The 25,217-nt window shown below is 32.2% G+C and carries 22 protein-coding genes and 1 pseudogene; 19 read left to right on the plus strand and 4 right to left on the minus strand.

What is annotated here, in order from left to right; all coding sequences use genetic code 11:
* Window positions 1–2 precede the first annotated feature (2 nt).
* The 6 genes and pseudogenes from ACR9ES_RS02025 to ACR9ES_RS02050 all read left to right on the plus strand — a co-directional run bounded on the left by ACR9ES_RS02025 (window position 3) and on the right by ACR9ES_RS02050 (window position 8,301).
* Entirely contained in the window at window positions 3–632 is a 630-nt protein-coding gene (locus tag ACR9ES_RS02025) for a class I SAM-dependent methyltransferase (protein ID WP_435254907.1), read from the plus strand.
* A complete protein-coding gene (locus ACR9ES_RS02030) occupies window positions 629–1,561 on the plus strand; it encodes a homoserine kinase (RefSeq protein ID WP_435254908.1) in 933 nt (310 codons plus the stop codon). Before ACR9ES_RS02025 ends, ACR9ES_RS02030 begins: the two co-directional genes overlap by 4 nt.
* Window positions 1,562–1,646: 85 nt before the next feature.
* A complete protein-coding gene (gene thrC, locus ACR9ES_RS02035) occupies window positions 1,647–2,927 on the plus strand; it encodes a threonine synthase (RefSeq protein WP_435254909.1) in 1,281 nt (426 codons plus the stop codon).
* Between the two features lie 90 nt (window positions 2,928–3,017).
* A pseudogene (locus ACR9ES_RS02040) lies at window positions 3,018–4,790 on the plus strand (AMP-dependent synthetase/ligase).
* 72 nt (window positions 4,791–4,862) lie between these two features.
* Entirely contained in the window at window positions 4,863–6,635 is a 1,773-nt protein-coding gene (locus tag ACR9ES_RS02045) for an AMP-dependent synthetase/ligase (RefSeq protein WP_274634861.1), read from the plus strand.
* A gap of 43 nt (window positions 6,636–6,678) precedes the next feature.
* On the plus strand, window positions 6,679–8,301 hold the full coding sequence (locus ACR9ES_RS02050; protein ID WP_435254910.1) for a pseudouridine synthase: 1,623 nt from the start codon (window positions 6,679–6,681) through the stop codon (window positions 8,299–8,301).
* Between the two features lies 1 nt (window position 8,302).
* Here the strand turns inward: ACR9ES_RS02050 and ACR9ES_RS02055 are convergent, their stop codons facing one another.
* Together ACR9ES_RS02055 and ACR9ES_RS02060 are read right to left on the minus strand one after the other, a co-directional pair.
* A complete protein-coding gene (locus ACR9ES_RS02055; protein WP_274634859.1) occupies window positions 8,303–9,598 on the minus strand; it encodes an MFS transporter in 1,296 nt (431 codons plus the stop codon).
* Window positions 9,599–9,663: 65 nt separating this feature from the next.
* Window positions 9,664–10,473: a M48 family metallopeptidase gene (locus ACR9ES_RS02060; protein WP_435254911.1), complete on the minus strand. Its 810-nt coding sequence runs from the start codon at window positions 10,471–10,473 to the stop codon at window positions 9,664–9,666.
* 132 nt (window positions 10,474–10,605) lie between these two features.
* Between ACR9ES_RS02060 and ACR9ES_RS02065 the strand changes: the two genes are divergently transcribed.
* The 5 genes from ACR9ES_RS02065 to ACR9ES_RS02085 all read left to right on the plus strand — a co-directional run bounded on the left by ACR9ES_RS02065 (window position 10,606) and on the right by ACR9ES_RS02085 (window position 16,149).
* Entirely contained in the window at window positions 10,606–11,478 is an 873-nt protein-coding gene (locus tag ACR9ES_RS02065; protein ID WP_435254912.1) for an alpha/beta hydrolase, read from the plus strand.
* Window positions 11,475–11,942 carry a peptide-methionine (R)-S-oxide reductase MsrB gene (gene msrB, locus ACR9ES_RS02070; RefSeq protein ID WP_435254913.1) on the plus strand — a complete coding sequence of 156 codons (468 nt, stop codon included), beginning with the start codon at window positions 11,475–11,477 and terminating at the stop codon, window positions 11,940–11,942. Before ACR9ES_RS02065 ends, msrB begins: the two co-directional genes overlap by 4 nt.
* 219 nt (window positions 11,943–12,161) lie before the next feature.
* Entirely contained in the window at window positions 12,162–13,490 is a 1,329-nt protein-coding gene (gene ffh, locus ACR9ES_RS02075) for a signal recognition particle protein (protein ID WP_028892076.1), read from the plus strand.
* A 418-nt stretch (window positions 13,491–13,908) separates the two neighbouring features.
* Window positions 13,909–14,799: a bifunctional methylenetetrahydrofolate dehydrogenase/methenyltetrahydrofolate cyclohydrolase FolD gene (gene folD, locus ACR9ES_RS02080; protein WP_274634854.1), complete on the plus strand. Its 891-nt coding sequence runs from the start codon at window positions 13,909–13,911 to the stop codon at window positions 14,797–14,799.
* A 228-nt stretch (window positions 14,800–15,027) separates the two neighbouring features.
* Complete coding sequence (locus tag ACR9ES_RS02085; RefSeq protein ID WP_435254914.1) at window positions 15,028–16,149, plus strand: hypothetical protein; 1,122 nt, start codon at window positions 15,028–15,030, stop codon at window positions 16,147–16,149.
* Window positions 16,150–16,203: 54 nt separating this feature from the next.
* Here ACR9ES_RS02085 and ACR9ES_RS02090 read toward each other — a convergent pair whose 3' ends face one another.
* On the minus strand, window positions 16,204–17,169 hold the full coding sequence (locus ACR9ES_RS02090; protein ID WP_435254915.1) for an IS110 family transposase: 966 nt from the start codon (window positions 17,167–17,169) through the stop codon (window positions 16,204–16,206).
* Between the two features lie 361 nt (window positions 17,170–17,530).
* On the opposite strand from ACR9ES_RS02090, the gene ACR9ES_RS02095 reads away from it, so the two are divergent.
* The 3 genes from ACR9ES_RS02095 to ACR9ES_RS02105 all read left to right on the plus strand — a co-directional run bounded on the left by ACR9ES_RS02095 (window position 17,531) and on the right by ACR9ES_RS02105 (window position 18,896).
* Window positions 17,531–18,178 carry a hypothetical protein gene (locus ACR9ES_RS02095; RefSeq protein WP_435254916.1) on the plus strand — a complete coding sequence of 216 codons (648 nt, stop codon included), beginning with the start codon at window positions 17,531–17,533 and terminating at the stop codon, window positions 18,176–18,178.
* Between the two features lie 174 nt (window positions 18,179–18,352).
* Window positions 18,353–18,604: a type II toxin-antitoxin system ParD family antitoxin gene (locus tag ACR9ES_RS02100; RefSeq protein WP_299033919.1), complete on the plus strand. Its 252-nt coding sequence runs from the start codon at window positions 18,353–18,355 to the stop codon at window positions 18,602–18,604.
* A complete protein-coding gene (locus tag ACR9ES_RS02105; RefSeq protein ID WP_274635216.1) occupies window positions 18,597–18,896 on the plus strand; it encodes a type II toxin-antitoxin system RelE/ParE family toxin in 300 nt (99 codons plus the stop codon). Before ACR9ES_RS02100 ends, ACR9ES_RS02105 begins: the two co-directional genes overlap by 8 nt.
* Window positions 18,897–18,948: 52 nt before the next feature.
* Here ACR9ES_RS02105 and pepE read toward each other — a convergent pair whose 3' ends face one another.
* Complete coding sequence (gene pepE / locus ACR9ES_RS02110; RefSeq protein ID WP_435254917.1) at window positions 18,949–19,656, minus strand: dipeptidase PepE; 708 nt, start codon at window positions 19,654–19,656, stop codon at window positions 18,949–18,951.
* 215 nt (window positions 19,657–19,871) lie between these two features.
* On the opposite strand from pepE, the gene ACR9ES_RS02115 reads away from it, so the two are divergent.
* The 5 genes from ACR9ES_RS02115 (at window position 19,872) to ACR9ES_RS02135 (ending at window position 25,162) form a co-directional block, all read left to right on the plus strand.
* Complete coding sequence (locus ACR9ES_RS02115; protein ID WP_435254918.1) at window positions 19,872–20,645, plus strand: carboxypeptidase-like regulatory domain-containing protein; 774 nt, start codon at window positions 19,872–19,874, stop codon at window positions 20,643–20,645.
* Window positions 20,646–20,649: 4 nt separating this feature from the next.
* Window positions 20,650–21,453, plus strand: a complete 804-nt coding sequence (locus ACR9ES_RS02120) for a carboxypeptidase-like regulatory domain-containing protein (protein ID WP_435254919.1) — start codon at window positions 20,650–20,652, stop codon at window positions 21,451–21,453.
* Window positions 21,454–21,540: 87 nt separating this feature from the next.
* The gene (locus ACR9ES_RS02125; protein WP_435254920.1) at window positions 21,541–22,338 is read left to right on the plus strand and encodes a carboxypeptidase-like regulatory domain-containing protein; all 798 of its coding nucleotides are present in this window, start codon (window positions 21,541–21,543) and stop codon (window positions 22,336–22,338) included.
* A gap of 30 nt (window positions 22,339–22,368) precedes the next feature.
* Window positions 22,369–22,860, plus strand: a complete 492-nt coding sequence (locus tag ACR9ES_RS02130) for a DUF6702 family protein (protein WP_435254921.1) — start codon at window positions 22,369–22,371, stop codon at window positions 22,858–22,860.
* A gap of 73 nt (window positions 22,861–22,933) precedes the next feature.
* Window positions 22,934–25,162, plus strand: coding sequence for a M1 family metallopeptidase (locus tag ACR9ES_RS02135; protein WP_435254922.1), 2,229 nt, complete (start codon window positions 22,934–22,936; stop codon window positions 25,160–25,162).
* The last annotated feature ends 55 nt before the right edge of the window (window positions 25,163–25,217 follow it).

Consider the following 25,217-nt stretch of genomic DNA (forward strand, 5'->3'; position numbering starts at 1 on the left):
ACATGGAAAATCATTATCAAAATATCATACAAATCTATAACAATGTAGCAAAGGCGTATCAAGATAAATTTGCCAATGATACCGTGTACAATCATAGTTATAATCTCCTTTTAAAACATATGGAGTCAACTCACCATAATGTGTTGGATGTAGCTTGTGGTTTTGGGAAGATCACGAATTATCTTTTAGATCAAAATCCCACACTTAGCATTTTAGGAGTGGATGCTGCTGAAAACATGGTAAATTTAGCCCGACAAAACAATCCAAATGCTTCATTTAAGGTACTAGATTGCAGAGATATTACTAGTTTACAAGAAGGTTTTGACGTAATCATCTTCGGATTTTGTTTTCCGTATCTTACCAAAGAGGATGCTCTAAAACTTATAAAGGATGCTGCTACGATGTTAAACCCTAATGGATTATTATACATCAGCACCATGATTGGAGATTACGAAAAAGACTCTCGTATTACTTCTAGCTCAGATGGAAAAAACTTGATGTTTATTCATTATCATGAACCAGCATATTTGATAGATACTCTAGAAGCACAAGGATTCAAAATTTTAGAAAATTACACCAAACTATATCAAGAAGGTGGTGATACCGACTTGTTTTTAATCGCAAAAAAATGAATTATATAAAAATATTTTCACCTGCAACTGTTGCTAATGTTTCCTGCGGATTTGATGCTTTAGGTTTAGCACTCGAAACTGTTGGAGATACCATGACTTTTACCAAAACAGCTATAAAAGGTGTCAAAATTACCCAAATAACTGGGGCTGATTTACCTTCTGATCCACAAGTAAATGCTGCGGGAGTGGTTGCGCTAGCAATGTTAGAAAAGCATCCAGTTGATTTTGGTATCGACATCACCATTCACAAAGGATATACTCCAGGAAGTGGTTTAGGAAGTAGTGCTGCCAGTGCAGCGGGAGCTGCGTTTGGTGTAAATCAGTTATTAGGAAATAGCTTCTCTCCTCTTGAATTGACACAGTTTGCAATGTTAGGAGAAGAAGCCACTTGCGGAACTCCAATAGCTGATAATGTCTCTGCGGCTATTTATGGTGGTTTTACATTGGTACGTAGTTACGAACCTTTAAGTATTGTAAAAATTCCTGTACCTGCTGATTTAAGAGTGGTGGCAATCCATCCTCAAGTTGAAGTGAAAACCAAAGATGCCAGGGACGTATTACCGAAAGAAGTTCCTTTAAAAGATGCAGTTACACAATGGGCGAATGTTGGCGGATTGATTAGCGGACTACATACCAATGATTATCAATTAATCGCAGACTCCTTAACCGATATCATTGTTGAACCTGCTCGTAAACATCTGATTCCACATTTTGATGAAGTGAAGCAACAAGCAATTAAGGCAGGAGCTTTAGGAGCAGGAATTTCAGGTTCTGGCCCGACAATTTTTACTTTATGTAGAGGTGATGAAACCGCTGAAAATGTTTACAAAACCATTCACAATACCTATCAAGACAAACAAATTGATTTTAACATGATTCTTTCTAAAATCAACACAGAAGGAATTAAAATTTTAAGTTATAAGCTATAAGCTATAAGCTATATGCATTATGCTTTAGGCTACATATTACACCTAAACAAAAAACTCTAAACCATAAACAACAAAACTCCAATTTATGAACTATTATAGTCTCAATCATACATCACCTAACGTTAGCTTTGAAGAAGCTGTAGTAAACGGATTAGCTCCAGATAGAGGGTTGTATTTTCCTGAAAATATTACGCCATTACCTAAAGAATTTATTGATAATATTGGTGAATATTCTAATGAAGAGATTGCTTACGAAGCCATTAAACAATTTGTAGGTGATGAAATTCCGCAAGGCATTTTACAAAAAATCATCAAAGAAACCATCAACTTTGAGTTTCCAGTGGTATCTATTGAAGAAAACATCGGTGCGTTAGAATTATTTCATGGACCAACCATGGCTTTTAAAGATATTGGTGCTCGTTTTATGGCACGTTGCTTAGGATATTTTAATCGCGATAAAGACCAACAAGTAACAGTATTGGTCGCTACTTCAGGCGATACTGGTGGTGCTGTTGCTAATGGTTTTTTAGGAGTTAAAGGTGTAGATGTGGTCATCCTCTACCCTAGCGGAAAAGTGAGTGACATTCAAGAAAAGCAATTGACTACCTTAGGACAAAACATTACTGCTTTAGAGGTTGATGGTGTTTTTGACGATTGCCAAGACATGGTTAAAACTGCTTTTTTAGATGCTGATATCAATCGAGTGTTAACTTCAGCAAACTCTATTAATATTGCCCGTTGGTTACCACAAATGTTTTACTTTTTCTTTACTTACAAACAGGTATACAAACAACATAAAGAAGTAGTTTTTTCAGTACCTAGTGGAAATTTCGGGAATATTTGCGCAGGAATTATGGCGCAAAAACTAGGGTTACCTATCAAACATTTTGTGGCTTCGACCAATGTAAATGATACTGTTCCTAATTATTTGGCTAGTGGTGAATATCACACTAAACCATCTAAAGCAACCATATCAAATGCGATGGATGTTGGAAACCCGAGTAATTTTATCAGGATACAAGAATTATTTGATAATGATTTAAATACTTTAAAATCAATATTCTCTTCTTTTTCTTTTTCTGATGATGAAACTCGTGAAGCTATGAAAAACATCCATAAGAACTCTAATTATATCGCCGACCCGCATGGAGCAGTAGGATATTTAGGCTTAAAAAAATACGGATTACAAAACGAGTTCGGAATTTTCTTAGAAACAGCACATCCAGTAAAATTTTTAGATGTTGTTGAAGATGTGTTAAATTTAACTGTTGAAATTCCACCTCAAATAGTATCAGTAATAGACAAACAAAAGAAAGCGATACAAATTAGCTCTTACCAAGAATTGAAAGATTTTTTAAATACTTAAAGTATAAACCGTTGTGAAAATTAACTAAAAAAGTCACAGCGGTTTTCTATTATTTTTTTCTTAGATTTATGCATCAACAAAACCATTTACATGCATAAACCCACAAAAATTACTCGTCTTTTTGATTTTCCATATCACCAACTAGAAAATTATCCACAACAAAACTGTCTTGTTTCTAAAGAGAATACTATTTGGAAAAGTTTTTCTACAAATAAGTATATAAATAATGCTAATACTGTAAGTAAAGCCTTACTAAAACTCGGAGTTAAGCCTGGAGATAAAATAGCTTTAATTACTTCGGTAAATCAACCTAAATAGCATTTTCTTGATATTGGTATTATGCAAATTGGAGCTGTGAATGTTCCTCTCTACCCTACTTTTTCTGAAAAAGATTATGCATACATTCTGAACCACTCTGATAGTATGTATTGTTTTGTTTCTGATGAAGATTTGTACCAAAAAGTAGTTAAAGTTCAAGAACATACGCAACTTAAAAAAGTATTTACTTTTGAAGAATTAGATACAGATTACAGTTGGAATTCATTTTTAAATCATGGTAGTGATGAAACATTTCAAACTAAAGTTGACGAATTAAAAAAAGCAGTGCAACCATCTGATTTGGCTACCATTATATATACTTCTGGTACTACAGGAACTCCAAAGGGAGTCATGCTTTCTCATAGTAATATTGTTAGCAATGTGTTTGCTGTAGGCAATAGAGTAAATTTACAAGACAATCAAAAAAAAGTGATAAGTTACCTTCCAATTTGTCACATCTTTGAGCGTGCTGCCTCTTATTACTGTCAATACATGGGCTTTGAAATTCACTTTGCTGAAAGTATTGATAAAATAGGTGAAAATTTACGTGAAATTCAGCCTCATTTCATGGCAGTTGTACCAAGGCTATTAGAAAAAGTTTTTGATAAAATTGTAGATAAAGGAAGTGACTTATCTGGCATAAAAAAACGGTTATTCTTTTGGGCTTTAGAATTAGGAGAACATTATAAACCATACAAAGAAAACGGTTGGTGGTATGAATTTCAACTAGCTATAGCTCGTAAACTTATTTTTTCTAAATGGAAAGAAGCCTTAGGCGGACAATTAGAATTTATGTTAGCGGGGAGCGCTCCCACCCAAGCTAGATTAATAAGAATATTTACTGCTGCGGGAATTCCTGTCTTTGAAGGTTACGGACTTACTGAGACTTCTCCTGCCATTTCAGTAAACGACATGAGAAATAAAGGCTTTAAATTAGGTACAGTTGGAAAAGTAATAGAAAAAGCCACTGTAAAAATAGCAGATGATGGAGAGATTTTATTTAAAGGACCTAATGTTATGTTGGGATATTACAAAGCCCCTGAAAAAACTAAAGAAGCTATTGTAAATGGTTTTTTTCATACTGGAGATATAGGTGAATTAGATGAAGAAGGTTTTTTAAAAATTACAGATAGAAAAAAAGAAATTTTCAAAACTTCTGGAGGAAAATACATTGCTCCTGCTATTATAGAAAGTGAACTGAAAAAATCACGTTTTATTGAACAAGTAATGGTTATTGGTGAAGGCGAAAAAATGCCAGCAGCTTTTATTCAAATTTCCTTCGATTTTGTACAAGAATGGGCTAAGCGACATCAACATACCATTACAGATATTACTACCGATGAAAAACTTAGTAAGCGAATTCAAAAAGAGATTGATTATTTCAATAAAAAATTCGGAAAATGGGAACAAATAAAACGCTTTGAAATTACTCCCGACGAATGGACTATTGATGAGGGACATCTGACTCCAACATTAAAAATGAGACGAAAAATTATCTTAGAAAAATATAACGATCTATATCTAAAAATATATAATCCTCAATAAATCAACCAGTAAAGTGTAACTTGTGCAATCGGGGTATTTTTCATACTTTGCAGAGCACAAAAATTTGAATATATGTCGATTGAAATCACACGCCTGTTTGATTTTCCTTATTATCAACAAGAAAATTATAATTTAGACAAAGCGTTCACTACAAAATACAATGGTGAATGGAAATCTATCTCTACAAACGAGTACATTAACAAAGCAAACGCTATAAGTAGAGGTTTATTGCGATTAGGTGTACAACCTAATGATAAAATAGCTGTCATTTCTACTAACAACCGTACCGAGTGGAATATCTGTGATATAGGAATTTTACAAACTGGGGCGCAAAATGTGCCAATTTATCCTACAATTTCAAAAGAAGACTACGAATATATTTTAAATCATTCTGAAGCTACTTATTGCTTTGTTTCTGATGAAACTATTTTAGAAAAACTAAACCAAATTAAAGGTAATACTCAACTTAAAGAAATATATACTTTTGACGATATTGCTGGTGAAAAAAGCTGGGAAGAAGTTTTAAAATTAGGAGAAGACGAAAGCAACCAAAATGAAGTTGAAGAACGCAAAAATGCTATCACTACAAATGATTTAGCTACCTTAATTTATACTTCAGGTACTACTGGACGCCCAAAAGGTGTTATGCTAAGTCATAAAAATGTAGTTTCAAATGTACTGAGCAGTGAAAAACGCGTTCCACTAGAATATGGTCAAGGTAGAGCTTTAAGCTTCTTACCTGTTTGCCATATTTTTGAACGTATGATTTTGTATTTATATCAATACTGTGGTATTTCTATTTATTTTGCTGAGGCTATTGACAAATTAAGTGAAAATGCTCAAGAAATAAAGCCGCATGTAATGACTGCCGTTCCAAGGTTGTATGAAAAAATTTACGATAAGATTTATGCCAAGGGAGCTGACTTAACAGGTATTAAAAAGAAGTTATTCTTTTGGGCTATAGAATTAGGTTTACAATACGAACCATACGGAGCAAACGGATGGTGGTATGAAAAAAGATTAAACATCGCTCGAAAGTTAATTTTCTCTAAATGGCAAGCTGCTCTTGGAGGTGAATTAAAGATAATGGTTTCAGGTTCTGCAGCCTTACAACCACGTTTAACGAGAGTATTTACAGCTGCTGGAATGCCTGTTATGGAAGGTTATGGACTAACAGAAACATCGCCTGTAATTGCTGTAAACGATATGCGTGATGGTGGATTCCGATTAGGAACTGTAGGTAGATTGATTGATGGTGTTGAGGTTAAAATAGCCGATAATGGAGAGATTTTAGTAAAAGGGCCAAACGTAATGCAAGGATATTACAAAGATCCTGAAAAAACTGCTGAAGCTTTACAAAACGGATACTTCCACACAGGTGATAAAGGAGAATTAAGCGAAGACGGATTCTTAAAAATCACAGGACGTACCAAAGAGATGTTTAAAACTTCTGGTGGTAAATATATCATTCCGCCATTGTTAGAAGGTCAATTAAAACAATCTCGTTTTATTGAGCAAGTTATGGTGATTGGTGAAGGCGAAAAAATGGCTGCTGCATTTATTCAACCAAACTTTGAGTTTGTTCGTGAATGGGCACAAAGACATAACGTTACTGTAGGAGATAATAAAGACTTAGTAAGCAACCCTAAAGTAATAGAACGCATTCAAGAAGAAGTTGATTATGCCAACACTAAATTTGGTAAATGGGAAACCATTAAAAAGTTTGAGTTAACCGCTGAAGAATGGTCTATTGACGGAGGTCAGCTTACCCCTACCATGAAAATGAAGCGAAATATCATTAAGGAAATGTATAAAGACTTATACGATAAAATTTTTAGAGAATAATCGTTTAAAGTGTTGTGAAAGCAACACTTTTTTCTTTTTAAGTATGACTAAATTTATTTCTTTTTCTTCAGATATTTCGAATATTGAATTGCCTAAAAAATTCGATTATCCCTATAATTATTCGCCTCATTCTCTTGCTAAGATAGCCACTAAAGAACTACAAGAATACTTAAGTAGTCAAACTGATTTTATACATAATTTCGGAATTAAGAATCCTGATGATGAAAATGCTCTTGGAAAAATGTTCGGTGTCTTGGTTGTACAACAGCAAAATGGAACCTTAGGATATTTGGCTGCTTTTTCAGGAAAACTAGCCGAAACCACGCAGCACAAACATTTTATCCCTCCTGTTTTTGATGTGTTAGATATAAATGGATTCTATCCCAAAACAGAAGAGCAACTTAATACTTTAAATTCTGAAATTACTCTTTTAGAAAATAGTACGGAATTTAAGAAAGCTGAAAAAATATATCAAAGAACACAAAAAATACACGAAAAACTCCTATCAGAAGAACAATCAAAAATAAAGCAACGCAGAAAACTCAGAAAAGAATCTGCTCAACAAAACAATCAATTAAATATTAACGAAGAGTTTTATTTACGTGAATACGAGGTGTATTTACTTGATAAAATTGAACCTTTAAAAAAAGCATATTTTCAGCTAAAAAATAAAATTGATCAATTAAAAGAGCAGCGAGCAAATCTTTCTGCTTGGGCTCAACAAGAAATATTTAAACAATATCAATTTTTAAATGTAGAAAATAAAACTGCTAACCTATTAACTATTTTTAAAGATTCTACTCAAAATATTCCCGCAGGAGCTGGTGATTGTTGTGCTCCTAAACTATTGCAATATGCTTTCAAACATCAATTGAAACCTGTTTGTATGGCTGAGTTTTGGTGGGGAAAACCGCTAAAAACTTCCATAAGAAAACATCAATATTTTTATCCTGCATGCATAGGAAAATGCAAACCAATTTTAACACACATGTTAGAAGGAGTTTCTATTGATAAGAATCCGTTAGAAGCACAATTGAAAGAGAAAAAAGAAATTGAAATTCTGTATGAAGATGCCGATTTATTAGTCATCAACAAACCGCATGATTTATTATCGGTAGCTGGAAAAGAAATCAAAGATTCTGTGTATAGTCGTATTCAAAAATTATATCCTAATGCAAAAGGACCATTAGTTGTACATCGTTTAGATATGTCTACCTCTGGAATTCTCTTAATTGCCAAAAGTGAAGCTATTTATAAAGCTTTACAAGCACAGTTTATTAATAAAACTATACAAAAACGGTATGTAGCCTTGTTAGATGGTGTTTTAAAAGAAGGTGAAGGAAAAATAGATCTACCACTCAGAGTAGACTTAAATGACCGCCCAAAACAGCTTGTTTGTTATGAACACGGAAAGAAAGCTCTGACTCAATGGGAAACAATTGAAGTTATAGGTGCAAAAACCAAAGTATATTTTTACCCTATTACAGGACGTACGCATCAATTACGAATGCATGCTGCTCATCAATTAGGTTTAAATACTCCCATAGTTGGAGATGATTTATACGGAAAGAAATCTGACCGATTATACCTTCACGCTGAAAAAATTACATTTAAGCATCCTATATCAAAAATAGAAGTGAGCTTTACTGCTCCTGCTCCCTTTTAACTTATACTACGTATTTTGTCTTTTTTAATGAGCTTAAAATAATAAATGATGCTAAAAAGAAAATTGCTAAACACAATACACTCCACTGCATAGAACCAGTTATGGCATTTAATATTCCATAGACAGCTGTACCTAATACAATGGCTATCTTTTCAGTAACATCATAAAAACTAAAATACGTTGCGTGATCTTCAGTTTCTGGTAATAATTTCGAATAGGTAGAACGTGTTAATGTTTGAATTGCTCCTTGTACCAACCCTAATAATCCTCCTAAACCATAAAAGTAGATGTCTACATACTCTTGAGACTTATCTAAAGAGAAAGCACAAAAACATACCAACATCCACACAATAATTGTTACTTTTAAAGCAGTAATATTTCCCCACTTTTCTGATAATCTAGAAAAAATAATTGCACCTATTATTGCTACTATTTGTACTAGTAAAATAGTAATAATTAAACTTGTTGAAGATAATCCAAGTTCTGAAGAGCCAAAAATTGCTGCCATTAAAATAATAGTCTGTACACTAATACTCAATAGAAAAAAAGAGATTAAAAACCGTTTTAACGTTGGATAGTTCATAACTTCTTTAATCACCGTTTGTAACTCTTTATAACCTTTCCAGATATAGTCTTCTTCTGGTTTTTTGTTATACACATTTTCTGGTAAACGTTTAAAAGTTATTTGAGCAAATCCTAGCCACCATAAACCTACCATCACAAAAGAAATTCTAGATGCCATACCCGAGCTGATTCCTAATGTTTCAGGAAACATAATCATGCCTAAGTTTATTAAAAGTAAAATTACAGAACCTATATAACCATATACAAATCCTTTAGCACTGGCTCTGTCCTGTTGTTCAGGGTGAGCAACTTCAGGCAAATAAGCATTGTAAAAAACCAAACTAGCCCAAAAACCAATACTTGCTAAAATGGTAAATAAAATACCTATCCAAACAGTATCAATCCCTTCAAAAAAGTATAAACTCATCACTGATATTGATCCTAACGTACAGAAAAACTTCATAAACTTTTTCTTGCTTCCTGTATAATCTGCAATACCTGATAATATTGGCGATATAAAAGCGACTACTAAAAATGAAAATGATAAGGCGTAACTATACAAGCTATCTGGGTGCTCCCAATCTTGTCCTAAAAAACGTACTACTTTTCCTTCTGTTACAGCACTGTAATACAATGGAAAAACCGCAGTACTAATTACTAAGGAATATACTGAGTTTGCCCAGTCGTAAAATGCCCATCCGTTTATTAATTTCTTATCACCTATTTTATACATATTCTTAAAATAAAAAACCGCTCATTTTTCATGAACGGTTCGCAATATACTATAATTTATCAATCTTACTTAGCGGGAGCTACATTGTATTTAGCTGCTAATTTTTTAGCTTCTGGTAAAAATGCTCTTAAAGTTTGAATACGTGTTTGGTTAGAAGGGTGTGTGCTCATAAACTCAGGTGGTGCTCCACCTCCAGAACGCTCACTCATTCGTACCCATACTTCAGCAGCTTCTTCTCCATTATATCCTGCCATAACCATAAAGACTAAACCTAATTTATCTGCTTCCGTTTCATGCTCTCTACTAAATGGCAACATAATCCCTACTTGTGTTCCTAAACCGTAAGCCATATTCCACATTTCAGCATTCTTACTATTTTGAGTACTTAAAGCTAAAGCAACTCCTCCTAATTGTTGTAATTGACCTGTAGACATACGCTCTTGTCCGTGTTTTGCAAATGCGTGTGCTACTTCGTGTCCCATTACTGCAGCTACTCCATCTTCATTAGCACAAATAGGCATAATACCAGTATAAAAAACTACTTTACCACCAGGTAAACACCAAGCATTAACTGTTTTATCATCTACTAAGTTAAATTCCCACTCATAAGCATCAGCTTCGGTTTTCATTCCATTAGCACGCATAAAACGATCAACCGCTTCCGAAATATTTTTACCTACACGTTTTATCTGATTCGTTTGTTTGGTATTAGTAGACAATTTATTTTCTTCTAAAAATCCTTTATATTGAGCAAAACTAGCTGGTAGTATTTCAGCATCATTTACAAAGTTTAATCTTTTTCTTCCTGTAATTGGTACAGTACTACATTCCACTAAAAAAATAGCTAAAAGTGTTAGACCTATGATTTTTTTCATTGTTTAATAGTTTAAAGTTCTATATCCTTGGTTGTATATTTTATGACACGAAATTAATTTATTTGTCACAAAACTGGCAATAAATTATGAGTTTAAAGCTACAAATTATATCTTTATCTAAAAAACTAATTCATGGATTTTATACATTCAAAAAACACTTTACCTAGTATTAAAATTCCGAAACCAATTATTTTATCCGCTAAATTTTTACAGTTTATTTCTAACAATTTAACCACAAAATTTGGAGTAAAATTATTTACAACTCCTGTTAGCTTTCCTATGCCAAAAAGAGAGAAAGTGATGTTAGAAAGTGCTCAAACTAAAACTATAAATATCCCTACTATTTCAAGAGATGTTCAGTTGCTATCTTACGGGTACTCTACCAAAAAAGTATTATGGGTACACGGTTGGGCTGGAAGAAGTACGCAATTATACATGATTGCTGATAAATTACTAGAAAAAGGATATATGGTTATTTCTTTTGATGGTCCTGCACATGGAAAATCTACAGGAAAAACAACAGAAATGCCTGATTTTTTAGAAACCATTGCTGAAATAGACAAGCAATATGGCCCTTTTGAAGCAGCTATTGGTCATTCCTTTGGTGGTGTATGTTTATACAATGCTCTTTCTGAAGGTTTCTCTGTAAAAAAACTAGTAACTATTGGTGCTGCTGATAAAATATCAGACGTTATTTTAAACTTCACTAAAAACCTACACGTAAAACCTATTATAGCCCACAAAATGAAACGTTTTTTTGATAAAAAATGGCAACGTGATATCGATGTACATTCATCGAGTATAAAAGCTAAAAATGTAGATATTCCTACTTTGGTTGTTCATGATTCTTTTGATGGTGATGTCGATGTAAGTTGCGCTATAAAAATTCGTCAAAACTTACAGAACGGAACGCTTTTAATTACTGAAGGACTAGGACATACCAAAATTCTTCGTGATGCAAAAGTAGCTTCTAAAATTGTCGATTTTATTATACAACCATCATGAAAAAAACAGTCTTTCTATTCGTTTTAGCTTTATTCGTATCTTATTCTGCAAGTGCTCAGAAGCATAAAAAATATAAAATCAACAAGCCAAATAGTGAATGGAAAAAACTATTAACACCACAACAGTATTTTGTACTCAGAGAAGCAGGTACTGAGCGACCTAATTCTAGCCCTTTAAACTTTAATCATAAAAAAGGAGTGTACGTGTGTGCTGCTTGCAAAACTCCACTTTATAAATCTGAAAATAAGTATGACTCAGGTAGTGGTTGGCCTTCTTTTGATAGGGCAATTTTAGGCAATGTTGACGTAGATACTGATTATAATCTTGGATATGCGCGTACTGAATTAAAATGTGCGAATTGTGGTGGACACTTAGGTCATTCTTTTGATGATGGTCCAAAAGAAACCACTGGAAAACGTCATTGTATTAACGGAGTTGCTTTAGAATTTATTCCAAAGAAATAAGATTTAAATACAAGACCGATTTACGTTTAGAATCAAGAAAAATTACGTGACATTTTACTGTTGATGTATAATTTAAAAAAACGTTTTCTTCTCTAATTCCCTACTTATAACTAGAATCAATCATAAATAGTAAGGTTTAGCTAAAAAATTCTATCAACAAAATGCTAAAAACTAACAACTAATAACTAAATTTGTGCCTCTAAAAAATGAAGCCGATACATGTTTAATAATTTAAGCGAAAAGTTAGATAAGGCGTTACATACGCTAAAAGGACACGGAAAAATTACCGAAGTTAACGTTGCAGAAACGCTAAAAGAAGTTCGTAGAGCTTTATTAGATGCCGATGTTAACTTTAAAATAGCAAAAGAGTTTACCAAAACTGTACAAAAGAAAGCCTTAGGACAAGACGTATTAACTACGTTAAACCCAGGACAATTAATGGTTAAACTTGTTAAAGACGAGTTAACTGAATTAATGGGTGGCGATACCGTTGGTATTAACTTAGGAGGGTCTCCTACCGTTATTTTAATGTCTGGTTTACAAGGTTCGGGTAAAACAACCTTCTCTGGTAAATTAGCTAACTACCTTAAAACTAAAAAATCAAAACAGGTTTTATTAGTTGGATGTGATGTATATCGTCCTGCGGCAATTAACCAGTTACGTGTAGTTGGTGAGCAAATTGGTGTAGAGGTTTATGCTGAAGAAGGAAATCAAAATCCTGTAGAAATTTCTTTAAATGCTATTAAGCATGCAAAAGCTAACAGTAAAAATGTGGTGATTATCGATACCGCTGGTCGTTTAGCTGTTGATGAGGAAATGATGACGGAGATTTCTAACATCCACAAAGCTGTAAGCCCACAAGAAACTTTATTTGTGGTTGACTCTATGACAGGTCAAGATGCTGTAAACACAGCTAAAGCCTTTAATGATGTACTGAATTTTGACGGAGTTGTATTAACCAAGTTAGATGGTGATACTCGTGGTGGAGCTGCTTTATCGATTAAGTCGGTAGTAGATAAACCAATCAAATTTATCGGTACGGGTGAAAAAATGGATGCAATTGATGTATTCCACCCAAGTCGTATGGCTGATCGTATTTTAGGAATGGGAGACGTTGTTTCGTTAGTAGAACGTGCCCAAGAACAATACGATGAAGAAGAGGCTAGAAAACTACAAAAGAAGATTGCTAAAAATCAGTTTGGTTTTGATGATTTCTTAAATCAAATCAATCAAATCAAAAAGATGGGTAGCATGAAAGATTTAGTTGGAATGATTCCTGGTGCTGGAAAAGCTCTAAAAGATGTAGATATTGATGATGATGCATTTAAAGGAATTGAGGCTATTATACACTCTATGACTCCTGCGGAAAGAAGTACTCCTTCTATGATTAATGCGAGTCGTAAAAAAAGGATTGCAAAAGGATCGGGAACGTCGGTTCAAGAAGTAAATCAGTTGATGAAACAATTCGACCAAATGAGCAAGATGATGAAGATGATGCAAGGTGGTGGCGGAAGAAAAATGATGCAAATGATGAAAGGTATGAGATAATATAAAAAATAGATAGGCTTTGCCTGTCTTTTTTTATTTAGTTTACAGTACCAAAGTAAACAGTATTCAGTAAGCTGTATTTATGAGTTTTAAAACTATTAAGTTCTTTCCATGTCATGTCGAGTGATTTTTCTGACTAAAAGGAAATAATCCCGAAATTTCGGGAGTATCGAGACATTTGGAACTGGTTCTCGATACATCTCCCTCCGGTCGATACTCGAACTGACATATAGTATTTGAACTAAAATAACACTTCTACTGAAAGAACTTTTAAAATATTACTATTAGAAAATAAAAGCAAAGAAGTTGGGAAACTAATCAATTATATGATTAAGAATCCTGATAAATTTGGAATATAACAACACAACAATTACAACACTGTATACTGAAAACTGTATACTGAAAACTTAACAAGACTATGATTTTACTAGACGGTAAAAAAACATCAGCAGACATTAAAGAAGAAATTGCTTTAGAAGTAGCAGAATTAAAAGCAAATGACAAAAAAACTCCTCACCTAGCAGCTGTTATTGTTGGTAACGACGGTGCTAGTTTAACGTATGTAAACGCAAAGGTTAAAGCTTGTGAACGTGTTGGGTTTGAATCTACTTTACTTCGTCTTCCTGAAGAAACTACTGAAGAAGAATTATTAAACGAAATTGCTATTTTAAATATCGATAATGATATTGATGGTTTTATCGTACAGCTTCCTCTACCCGATCATATTGATGAGCAAAAAGTTTTAATGGCAATTGATCCTGATAAAGATGTAGATGGTTTTCATCCAATGAATGTTGGTAAAATGACCTTAAATCTTCCAACTTTTATTTCAGCGACTCCTTTTGGTATTTTAGAATTATTAGATCGTTACAACATTGAAACTTCTGGTAAAGATGTAGTAGTTATTGGTCGTAGCCATATTGTAGGAAGCCCAATGAGTATTTTATTATCTCAAAAAAGAAAAGTAGGAAACGCTACCGTTACCTTAACACATAGTAGAACTAAAAACTTAAAAGAAATTACCCAAAAAGCAGATATTATTGTAGCTGCTATTGGTATTCCAGAGTTTTTAAAAGGTGATATGGTAAAAGAAGACGTAGTAGTTATTGATGTAGGAATTACACGTGTTGCGGATGCTTCTAAGAAAAACGGATTCAGACTAGTTGGTGATGTTGCTTTTAACGAAGTAGCAGAAAAAGCATCGCACATTACGCCTGTTCCTGGTGGTGTAGGCCCTATGACTATTGCAATGCTATTAAAAAACACCTTATTAGCTTGTGAACGAAAACAAGAAAAGAAGTTAGTATAACCATACAACTCGTATATAAAAAAGACTGCTTATCAAGCGGTCTTTTTTTATGACTTGTACTCAAAAACTATTTTTTAATTATAAATTTTATTCTATCTTTCTAGTTCTATTAAAACAGAACTAAAAAATTGCTAAGAACTTCCGTTTATCACCTTTAATACTCCGGATAAAAGTAGTTTTTGTTCTCTTAAAACGTGTTGTGTACAAGCTGAAAAACATATTCATTGAATGAATAATTTTGATATTTTAAGAAAACCAATTTTCGAACTTCCAAAAAAAAGAGGCAGTAGTTACCTACCCGAATTTTTAAGAGAAATTTTCGGCGAATATTTAAAAACAATCAAAGAATTTAATGGAGATGAGCAAAAATTACTGGAAAATCATCACGAGAAAATATCAGAATTCTGCGATAAAATTATTTCATCAACTGAACATTACCTTAATGGTCATACAGTAAAGGCTTTTGAGGAATTAGCTCAAGGACTTGCTTTAGTTGAGGAATTTTTACACATTCCTAAAGGAAATGCATTTATAAGCCCAAGTACAGAAACACTTTTCAGAGTTAGAAATGGAAATAATCGAATGTTTTCAAAAAAAGAAATGTTTCATATTCCATTTGATAAAAGAGAAATAATAAAAACTCAAAGATATAGTATACCTGGCTTGCCTTGTCTTTATTTAGGAAATAGTATTTATATATGTTGGGAAGAATTACGTAGACCTGATATTAATCAAATGCAAGTTTCTCGGTTTGAAATTGACATAAACGAATTGAAATTTTTAGACCTATCTTTTTTACCAGACGGTTTTATACAATCATACGAAAGGCTTAAAGAGCAAACTTGTGATGGGCTTTCAATTTTCTTTATAAATTATATTATTACTTGGCCATTAATGACTTCTTGTTCTATCGTAACTTCAAATGACAATGGAGATTTTAAGCCAGAGCATATAATTCCTCAATTACTATTGCAATGGCTTTCAACAACTCACGAACTAGATGGTATAAAATATATGTCCACTAGAATTTTACCAGAAGACACTAAAGGATTTGGTTCACACGCAAATTATGTCCTGCCTGTAAAAGTTGTTCAAAAAGAGGGTATTTGCACAAATCTTGCTAAAAAAACAAAAATGACTGAATCAATTTCTTGGCAAATTTTAAGTATTTCGAATCCTACAATTGTTTCTCAAAAAACGACAAAAGAAGATTTGGAGGTGAGAGTAATGAAATCAAGGCCTCCGTTAATTGATTTGGAATTAAGTGCTGGAAAAAGGACTCACTATTTTCAAACAGCATTTGGTAAAATGGAAATTGAATTATGTAAAATGGAAGCCACTTCGATTTAAAAGCCAGTGCACAACAAAGAACTGAGGTAAAAAACAAGTAAATTTTATACTTTTTTAAACCAAAGTACTTTTATAATTTGCATCATAAGGCAAACCACTTTTTACTATTGCAAAAGCTTGTTTTAGTAGCTTATTACACACCGCTATTAAAGCAAGTTTTTTACTCTTACCCTTAGCTACAATTCGGTCATAAAGTTCTCTACATGTTTTGTTGTATTTACAAGCATTAAAACTACACATAAACAATAAATTTCTAAGCTTTGGATTACCCATTTTACTTATTCGAGGTCTTCCTTTTATACTACTGCCTGACTCTCTAATAACAGGAGTTATACCTGCGTAACTGCACAGCTCCTTTGCCGAAGTAAAGCGCTTAAATCCATCGGTAAAAACTAATAACATTAATGCTGTTTTACCTCCTATTCCTGGAATAGACTTTAATAAAGTCACCTCTTCTTGATAGCTCTTTTTCACATTCTCTAGCAACAAATCTTCTAATTTAATCATCTCTTTTTGTATATTTTTTAGCTGTATTTTTAAGGAACTAACTACCAATTTCGATGGAGTTCCTAATACTGATTCGCCATGAAGCTTATTCTTTAATTGAGTAGATTGTTTCGTGTAAACACTCAACAAACGTACTATTTGTAAACATTCTTGTTGATCCTTGCTTTCTCCTTTCCATATAGAAGGAGCTTGACTTACGCCATAATTATATAACTGTTTTGCATCACTCTTATCCGTCTTTACTTTTGATAAACTCATTTGAATAAAACGTTTTATCTTCAACGGATTTTCTACTGATACCAAAACTCCTTTTTCTGTTAAAAAATAAGCTAATCGTACATGATAATAACCTGTCGCTTCCATTATACAATGAGTTAAATCACTTGTGATTAACAACAGCTCTTTAAAGCCTGATGTATCATTTTTAAACTGATACCAATTACCTTGATAATCATACACATCTAAAACATCTTTACTTACATCGATTCCTAAAAATTGTTTATTTTTACTCATAAGAAAAAAGGATTGGAAAGAAAAATAACTACTATCAATTCAACAACTTGAAATCGAGATCTTGGTCTCACAGAACTGAACGAATTTAAAGTAGTAAAGCGTAGGGATTATCAATGTTGACGAAATCTAGGTTTCAACGTATATCATAACCTTACTCTACGCTTTTTTCTTTCTGGTTTTTATTACTAAAGTTAAACAATTGCTAACTTAAGCCGTGTATAATTTATTGCTAGTTATAGCTTACTTACGAAAGTCCTCTCGGACTTTCTATCTGTGATTTATTTGCTAACTTTAGTGCTGAAACACGCAACGAAATCATACACAAACACGTTGTAACACGTCAACAAAAAAACAAAAAAAAATGAAAGATTATATTACAAATTGGGTTTATGAAATACAACATCTAAGTTTAAAACTAAATAAACTCTCTAAAATATATAATCAACCTTGGATCACAATCGATGATACAAATGATTTTGTTAAGCTTATTTTTCAGAGAAACCAGAAGTTAATAATATCAAAAGACGGAAAAGTTACAGATGGATATTGGGAATTGGTTTCTTATTCAAATTCAATTTTACTAGAAATAAATAAAGAAAAGAGACTATACAATAATTTATTTATTGACAAAGGAATAATGATTTTTAAATTAGATGGATCTTCAACAAATTTATTTGTATTAGCTAATCAAAACATTATACCTGATCTTGACATTTCTTCTTATTTATACGCAAAATATTCTAACCAGATAAAAAATGTTGTAGAAATAGATAATCCTAAATACTTTTATCAATTTGAAAAAGATAATTTAATTGATTCTGAAGAAATTACTGGGTTCTCTAATAAAGACTTAGCTATCATTGAAGATGTTTATTTAAAAAATAATTCTAAACTAGATAATACTTTAAGAAAAAAAATTGAAGATGTTACAAGTATTTATTTAGAAGTAAATGATAGATTATACATTTCATCAATAATTAAAAAATTAAAAACTCAATTCAAAAACTAAAAAATTACTAATCTAAACTTATTTCTAAAGTTTGAACTGCTTAAAAACATCCTTAAAATTTGCCTTACTGAAAAACACTAACTAAAAACCCATTACTTACAATTATATCAGACGTTTTAAGGAAGTTTGCAAAACTTACCAATTTTTGGTACTTTTGAATAAACATTAGAAATTATGAGTAAAAACACATCAATATCGTTAGGTAATTATTTTGATCAGTTCGTACAATCTCAAGTTTCTGCTGGACGATACAAAAACGTAAGTGAAGTTATTAGAGCTGGTCTTCGACTTTTAGAGAACGAAGAAAGTAAGGTTATTGCTTTACGAAATGCAATCCAAGAAGGAATTGACAGTGGTATTGCTCACAATTTTGACCCAGAAAAACATCTTCAAGAGTTAAAAGCTAAACATAAAAAAAATGGCTAAATATGAACTCACCAACAAAGCAGTTGAAGATTTAACTTATATCTGGGAATACACTTTTAGAAAATGGTCTGAACAACAAGCTGACAAATATTATAATTTACTATTGAATAGCTGTCAAGACATTGCCAATAATCCTGAATTAGGAAAAAATTATGACGGCGTAACAAGTGACTTACTCGGACTAAAAACTAGCAGACACATTATTTTTTATCGCAAACGAGTTAACCAACCAATTGAAATTACAAGAATTTTACATGGTCGAATGGATTTAAAAAATAGAATTCCTGAATAAAAAAATCTACAAAAGATATTAGTTTAATTTCTTAAACTATTTTTCTTCTTCACTAAAAACACTGACCAATCTCTGTATCACTCTCTAACTCTACTGCTTCTTTGTTTTGTTGAAATAAACGTGCTGTATAGTTTCCTCGCAATACAATTGAGTCTCCGTTAACTTCTAGCCAACTTCCTTCACGTAAGCCTAATACAGAAGTTTCATTAAAAATATGATATTCTTTAATACGGGTTTCTCTAGTTTCTCCCATATGCGTAGAATTTGGATTCGGATCTAAATAGTGTGCATTGATATTAAACGGAATAAACCCTAAAGTTTTAAAACTTGGTGGATACACAATAGGCATATCATTGGTATTCATCATCGTTACTCCACAAATATTACTACCAGCACTCGTACCTAAATACGGAGTACCATTTTCAACTGCTTTGGTTAAAGCAGGAATAATATCATTTTTATATAGTTGGTTTACCAATTCAAACGTATTACCTCCACCTGTAAAAATTGCCTCCACTTGCTGTATTGCTTCTTTCGGATTATCAAACTCATGAATCCCTTTTACCTCTTTATTAATGGTAGCAAAAGCCTTACGAGCTATCTCAGTATATTCATCATAGGTTTTACCACTTGCACGTGCATACGGAATAAACAAAATTGTAGACGCTTCTTTAAAAAAGTCTATCAACGTTGGTAAAATATATGCTAAATATCCACTTCCATGTACTGTAGATGTACTTGCTACGATAAGTTTTTTCATTTGATATTTTTAATTGCTTTTCAACGGTCAAATGTAACCTTAAATGTTTAAGATAATAATTTTAAACATGTCGGTTTCATCTGATTTAAATGCTATTATTCTTAGTATCAGCTCTAAATTTTCAAAAAATAATTAGTGCTATTATTTTTCAAATTAACAAAAATTTACCATGTCATTAAAACATTTTTAAGACAAGTAGGTGGTTTATTTGTGATATGAGAAACTTTTTACTTATTCTTTTTACGCTATTTTCTTGTGTCGTTTTTGCACAGACTCCTCCTAAAATTATTAAGGGAACTGTTTTTATCGACAGTATCCCTACTCAAGATGTGCACATCATCAATAAAAAACTAGCTTTAGGAACTATTTCAAACGAAAACGGACAATTTGAAATTTTAGCAGAAGAAAACAACATCCTATTAATTTCTCATCTAAATTTAGAGTACAAAGAAATTACTGTGAATGAAGAAAATATAAGAGCTAAAAACATTGTTATTTATGTTGATAGTAAAACTCATATGTTAGATGAAGTTGTTTTAGAAAGAAAAAGAGGATTTTTTGAAACAGATGATGATATTCTTACCAATGCTCCAGTAGTTAATGCTAAAACATTAAAACTCCCCTACGCCAACGTAATCCCCAAAGGTGATAAAACTATAAAAATTGAATCGGGAATAACTATAGGACTCTCAGGACTTGTAAACGCACTTAACGGAAATAATAAAAAGAAAAAACTACTAAAAAAACTAAAAATAGAAGATCAAAACATAGCTAACATTCGAAAACATTATACAGATGGCTTTTTTATAAGACAATTAAAAATTAAAGAAGAACATATTAATTCATTTTTAGAAAGTTGTATTTCAAAAGGTATTATCAATCTGTATCGAAAGGATAAAGTTCTTGAATTAACTTCCGTTTTAATTGAAAACAGTAAACACTCTCCTTATCTATTAGAAAATGAACATATAAGACTCTCTCAAAAATAATTGCATGATAAAACAACTACCCATCACTTTACTTTTATTACTTACTCTACAAATAACCGCACAAGAAAAACGAAAATTCTTATATGCATCGGTTCATGATGAAGTAGCATCTGTACCCAATGCACATATTATCAATTTAAACACCCAACAAGGTACTTTTACGAATGATAATGGTGAATTTAGGATTTTAACAAAACCAAACGACTCTTTACAAATCTCATTTGTCGGCTACGAAACGAAAATTATTAAAATTGAAACGACTCACTTCGGAATTGAAAAACATACAATAGAACTAAAAAAAGTAGCAATAGAGCTCGATGAAATTGAAATAAAAGAGCATAACTTACTTGGATATATTTCTTCTGACACTAAACATATTAAAACTGAAAAAGAGATTAATGCAGAAAGTTTAAACCTTCCTTACGCTGGCTCAAGAATTTTAACTCCTGCCGAAAGGCGTTTATACACAGGAATGGGTGGACGCCCTTTAAAACTTGAAGGTTTTGGTTTTATTCTGTCAACAGATTATATTATTAACTCCATTTCAGGTAGACTGAAAAAGCTAAAAAAAGAAAAAGCTATTGAGGATTCTGAAAAGAGAATACAACATATACGTAACAATTATCGAGTTTATATACTACATGAATTAAAAATTATATCGGAAGATCTTACAAGGTTTATCTACTTTATTGAAAATGCCAATGATTTTTCTCCTTCATTATTAGCTGATGAAATAATGATGATTTCATTCTTAAAATTAAAATCTGATGAATTTAAAAAATTAAACCCGCAAAATTATAAACAATAACAACAATAGTAAACTAGAATTTAAATCGCTGATTTTAAAATATTTTGTACCTTTATAAGTAAGCACTAACCTACAACACTTACCATTATGAAGCGATTTCTTTTAGCCTTACTTCTTTTATCACAAGTTGCATTCTCACAAGAAGAGCGAAAAACACTTTTCGGAATTGTTTATGATGAAAATGGTGTTTTAGAAAATGCTCATATTGTTAACTTTTCTACAAATCAAGCTACTTTTTCTAACGAAAATGGTGAGTATCGAATTTTTGCTAAACCTAACGATTCAATAAGATATACCTCTATCGGATATAAAACTATTTTTGAAACTCTTACCAAAGAAGATTTTAATACCTACCGAAAAAGAACCACTTTAGAAAAACAAGATTACGAATTAGATGAAATTTTACTACGAAACAACGAACTTTCAGGAGAGCTTACCAAAGATTTACGAAAAGTAAAACGTGATAAAAATCTAGAAATCGCTAGCAACGCTACTGATTTTTCTAAAGTAAATTATAACAACTATGCTTCCGATGATCATATTAGCTTACATGTAAAACCCAATGTAGTTAGAGTTGATCCTACTAAAGATTTTGAAGGATTTGGAACTACCAATACATTTCCTGTAAAAGATTCAGAAAAAATACAAGAACTTCGTAAAGAATTAGCTTTTAAAGAAAGTTTACCTGCTAAACTATTAAGTGAATTAGGGGAAGATTTCTTTTTTGTTGAACTAAAAATTCCTGTAAATAATTATTACCATTTTCTTGAATACTGTAATCCGTTAGGTATTGAAAAGCTCTATCAAAACCGTGAAGTATTAGAGGTTATTAAAATTTTAAGAAAAGAGCACATTAGCTATTTAGAAATTATCAAAAAACAGTAATTTGGCGCTATAATTGTTTTAAAAAACTCCATGAAAAAAGTTATTATCATCCTTTTAGTACTTCCGTTACTATCGTTTACACTACATAAGTACTACGTAGCTTTAACTGAAATAGAATATAAAGAAGACTCAAAAAGCGTTCAAATGATTATGAATGTTTTTATGGATGATATAGAATTGGCTATTAATAAAGACTACAACACTAATTTACAAATAGCTTCTAAAAATCAGCTTTCTAATATTGATGATTACTTTTATAAATACTTACAACAACATTTTAAAGTAATTATCAACAATCAAGAAGCTTCTTATAAATTCATTGGAAAAGAATACGATGGTGATATTGTTTATTTTTATTTGGAAATAGAAAATATTGAAATACCTACTTCTATCGAAATTCAAAACGATGTTTTAGTTGATCACTTTCCAGATCAACAAAATTTGATAAAAGCTACCGTCAATAAAAAACGAAAAAGTTTATTCTTGTCTAATACTAATGATAAAGGTTTGTTAAAATTTTAACATTCACGCTTTCTTAATAATAAGTTTTCATTAACTTTCCGCTTATTTATTCAAAAAAACTAATAAGCATATAATGAGAAGATATTCTACGCTACTATTTTCAGCACTATTTGTATCGGCTTCTTTATTCGCCCAAGAGGCACCTAAAAAAGAACGTCAACAAGGTCATACCGACCAAAACAAATTCCGACAGTTAAAAGATGTACTAGCAACTCCTAATGATCAACGTACCGCCTCTGGTGCACCTGGTCATGCGTACACCCAACAAAAAGTTGATTATGTAATGGATTTGCGTTTAGATGAAGCTGCTAACAAACTTTATGGTGAAGAAGATATTACATACCACAACAATTCTAGAGATCATTTAGAGTATTTATGGTTACAGCTAGATCAAAATATGCGAGCTCCAGATTCTAAATCTCCATTAGCCCAATCTAAAAAAGCGAGTGGTTTTCAAACTCCAGATAAGTTCGTTGCTGAGAATATGGACAAACCAAAAGATTTTGGTTTTAAAATAGAAGCGGTAAAATATGCTGATGGTAGAGATTTATCTCACACTATTAACCGTACAATGATGCGTATTAATTTGCCAAAACCTTTAGCTCCAGGTGAAATTTTCAAGTTTAAAATCAAGTGGAATTACCTGATTAACAACTCTGTAGAAGATGGCGGGCGTTCTGGTTTTGAGTTATTCCCTGACGGAAATAAAAACTATACAATTGCTCAATTTTTCCCAAGATTATGTGTGTATGATAATGTAGAAGGATGGCAGAACATGCAATTTTGGGGTCGTAGTGAGTGGGCTCTTGAATTTGGTGATTACGATGTAAAAATTACGGTTCCTGAAGATCATATTTTAGATGCTACTGGTGTTTTACAAAACGAAAAAGATGTATTAACAAAAGAACAACGTAACCGTTGGGCTGAGGCTAGAAAATCTTTTAAAAACCCAATATTTATCGTTTCTCAAAAAGAAGCTGAAGAAAACGAAAAGAAAGGTACTACTAAAACAAAAACTTGGCACTTTAAAGCAAACCAAGTACGTGATTTTGCGTTTGCTTCCTCAAGAAAATATATTTGGGATGCTATGGCTGTTAACATTAACGGTAAAACTGTAATGGCAGTTTCTATGTATCCAAAAGAAGGAAATCCGTTATGGGAAGAGCATTCAACTCGTGTGGTTGCAAACACCTTAGAAGAGTATTCTAAAATGACTTTTGATTATCCGTATCCTAAAGCAATTTCTGTACACGCAAAACGCCAAGGAATGGAATACCCTATGATTTCATTTAATTACGGACGTCCAAACCCTGACGGAACGTATTCTGATAGAGTTAAAAACGGAATGATTGGTGTAATTACTCACGAAATTGGTCACAACTTCTTCCCTATGATTGTAAACTCTGATGAGCGTCAATGGACATGGATGGATGAAGGATTAAACTCTTTTGTAGAAATTTTAGCTGAATTAGATTACGATCCAAACTTTAATACAGGTAACTTACCAAAAGACATTGTTCGTTACATGAGCTTAGACCAAAGTAAATTAAGCCCTATCATGTCTCAAGGTGATTACGTTCATAATTTCGGGCCAAATGCATACACAAAACCAGCTGCTGGTTTATACATGTTACGCCAAACCATTATGGGACCTGAATTGTTTGATTACGCTTTTAGAACTTATTCACAAAGATGGATGTTCAAGCACCCTACTCCTGCTGATTTCTTTAGAACTATGGAAGACGCTTCGGGTATGGACTTAGATTGGTTCTGGAGAGGTTGGTTCTACACAACTGATTATACTGATATTGGTATTAAAGAAGTGAAGCCTTTATACTTAACTAACAAACCTAACGAAGAAACAAAGAAGTTACAAGCACAGTATCCTTCTTACTTTGCTCAATTAGGAAAATTAGTCTACTTAACTACTGATAAAAAAGATGCTGATAAGTCTGAAGTAGAAGCGTATATCAACAGTTTACCGAAAGACAAAAAAGCTAGCTTAAAAGAATTACCTCAGTACATTTATGAAGTTGAGTTTGAAAAACCTGGAGGATTAGTAATGCCTATTATTGTTGAAATGACTTATGCTGACGGAACAAAAGAGCGTCAAACTTTTCCTGCTCAAATATGGAATAAAAATGAGCATCAAGTGTTTAGAGTATTTACTTCTTCAAAAGAAATTAAAAGCTTTGTTGTAGATCCTGATTTAGAAACAGCTGATATTGATACTTCTAACAACAGTTGGCCAAAGCAAACGACTAACAAGTTTGATGCTTTCAAAAACAAAACAAAAAACTAATCTAGAATATAGATTAAAAGAAAAGCAGCTTTAATAGCTGCTTTTTTTATACCTC

The organism is Tenacibaculum sp. A30 (genome assembly GCF_051200845.1).
Classification (GTDB): Bacteria; Bacteroidota; Bacteroidia; order Flavobacteriales; family Flavobacteriaceae; genus Polaribacter.

Bases quoted from the DNA above. Each gene is read 5' to 3' on its own strand.
- ACR9ES_RS02025 (WP_435254907.1), top strand. From the start codon at position 3: ATGGAAAATCATTATCAAAATATCATACAAATCTATAACAATGTAGCA.
- ACR9ES_RS02030 (WP_435254908.1), top strand. From the start codon at position 629: ATGAATTATATAAAAATATTTTCACCTGCAACTGTTGCTAATGTTTCC.
- thrC (WP_435254909.1), top strand. From the start codon at position 1,647: ATGAACTATTATAGTCTCAATCATACATCACCTAACGTTAGCTTTGAA.
- ACR9ES_RS02045 (WP_274634861.1), top strand. From the start codon at position 4,863: ATGTCGATTGAAATCACACGCCTGTTTGATTTTCCTTATTATCAACAA.
- ACR9ES_RS02050 (WP_435254910.1), top strand. From the start codon at position 6,679: ATGACTAAATTTATTTCTTTTTCTTCAGATATTTCGAATATTGAATTG.
- ACR9ES_RS02055 (WP_274634859.1), bottom strand. From the start codon at position 9,598: ATGTATAAAATAGGTGATAAGAAATTAATAAACGGATGGGCATTTTAC.
- ACR9ES_RS02060 (WP_435254911.1), bottom strand. From the start codon at position 10,473: ATGAAAAAAATCATAGGTCTAACACTTTTAGCTATTTTTTTAGTGGAA.
- ACR9ES_RS02065 (WP_435254912.1), top strand. From the start codon at position 10,606: ATGGATTTTATACATTCAAAAAACACTTTACCTAGTATTAAAATTCCG.
- msrB (WP_435254913.1), top strand. From the start codon at position 11,475: ATGAAAAAAACAGTCTTTCTATTCGTTTTAGCTTTATTCGTATCTTAT.
- ffh (WP_028892076.1), top strand. From the start codon at position 12,162: ATGTTTAATAATTTAAGCGAAAAGTTAGATAAGGCGTTACATACGCTA.
- folD (WP_274634854.1), top strand. From the start codon at position 13,909: ATGATTTTACTAGACGGTAAAAAAACATCAGCAGACATTAAAGAAGAA.
- ACR9ES_RS02085 (WP_435254914.1), top strand. From the start codon at position 15,028: ATGAATAATTTTGATATTTTAAGAAAACCAATTTTCGAACTTCCAAAA.
- ACR9ES_RS02090 (WP_435254915.1), bottom strand. From the start codon at position 17,169: ATGAGTAAAAATAAACAATTTTTAGGAATCGATGTAAGTAAAGATGTT.
- ACR9ES_RS02095 (WP_435254916.1), top strand. From the start codon at position 17,531: ATGAAAGATTATATTACAAATTGGGTTTATGAAATACAACATCTAAGT.
- ACR9ES_RS02100 (WP_299033919.1), top strand. From the start codon at position 18,353: ATGAGTAAAAACACATCAATATCGTTAGGTAATTATTTTGATCAGTTC.
- ACR9ES_RS02105 (WP_274635216.1), top strand. From the start codon at position 18,597: ATGGCTAAATATGAACTCACCAACAAAGCAGTTGAAGATTTAACTTAT.
- pepE (WP_435254917.1), bottom strand. From the start codon at position 19,656: ATGAAAAAACTTATCGTAGCAAGTACATCTACAGTACATGGAAGTGGA.
- ACR9ES_RS02115 (WP_435254918.1), top strand. From the start codon at position 19,872: ATGAGAAACTTTTTACTTATTCTTTTTACGCTATTTTCTTGTGTCGTT.
- ACR9ES_RS02120 (WP_435254919.1), top strand. From the start codon at position 20,650: ATGATAAAACAACTACCCATCACTTTACTTTTATTACTTACTCTACAA.
- ACR9ES_RS02125 (WP_435254920.1), top strand. From the start codon at position 21,541: ATGAAGCGATTTCTTTTAGCCTTACTTCTTTTATCACAAGTTGCATTC.
- ACR9ES_RS02130 (WP_435254921.1), top strand. From the start codon at position 22,369: ATGAAAAAAGTTATTATCATCCTTTTAGTACTTCCGTTACTATCGTTT.
- ACR9ES_RS02135 (WP_435254922.1), top strand. From the start codon at position 22,934: ATGAGAAGATATTCTACGCTACTATTTTCAGCACTATTTGTATCGGCT.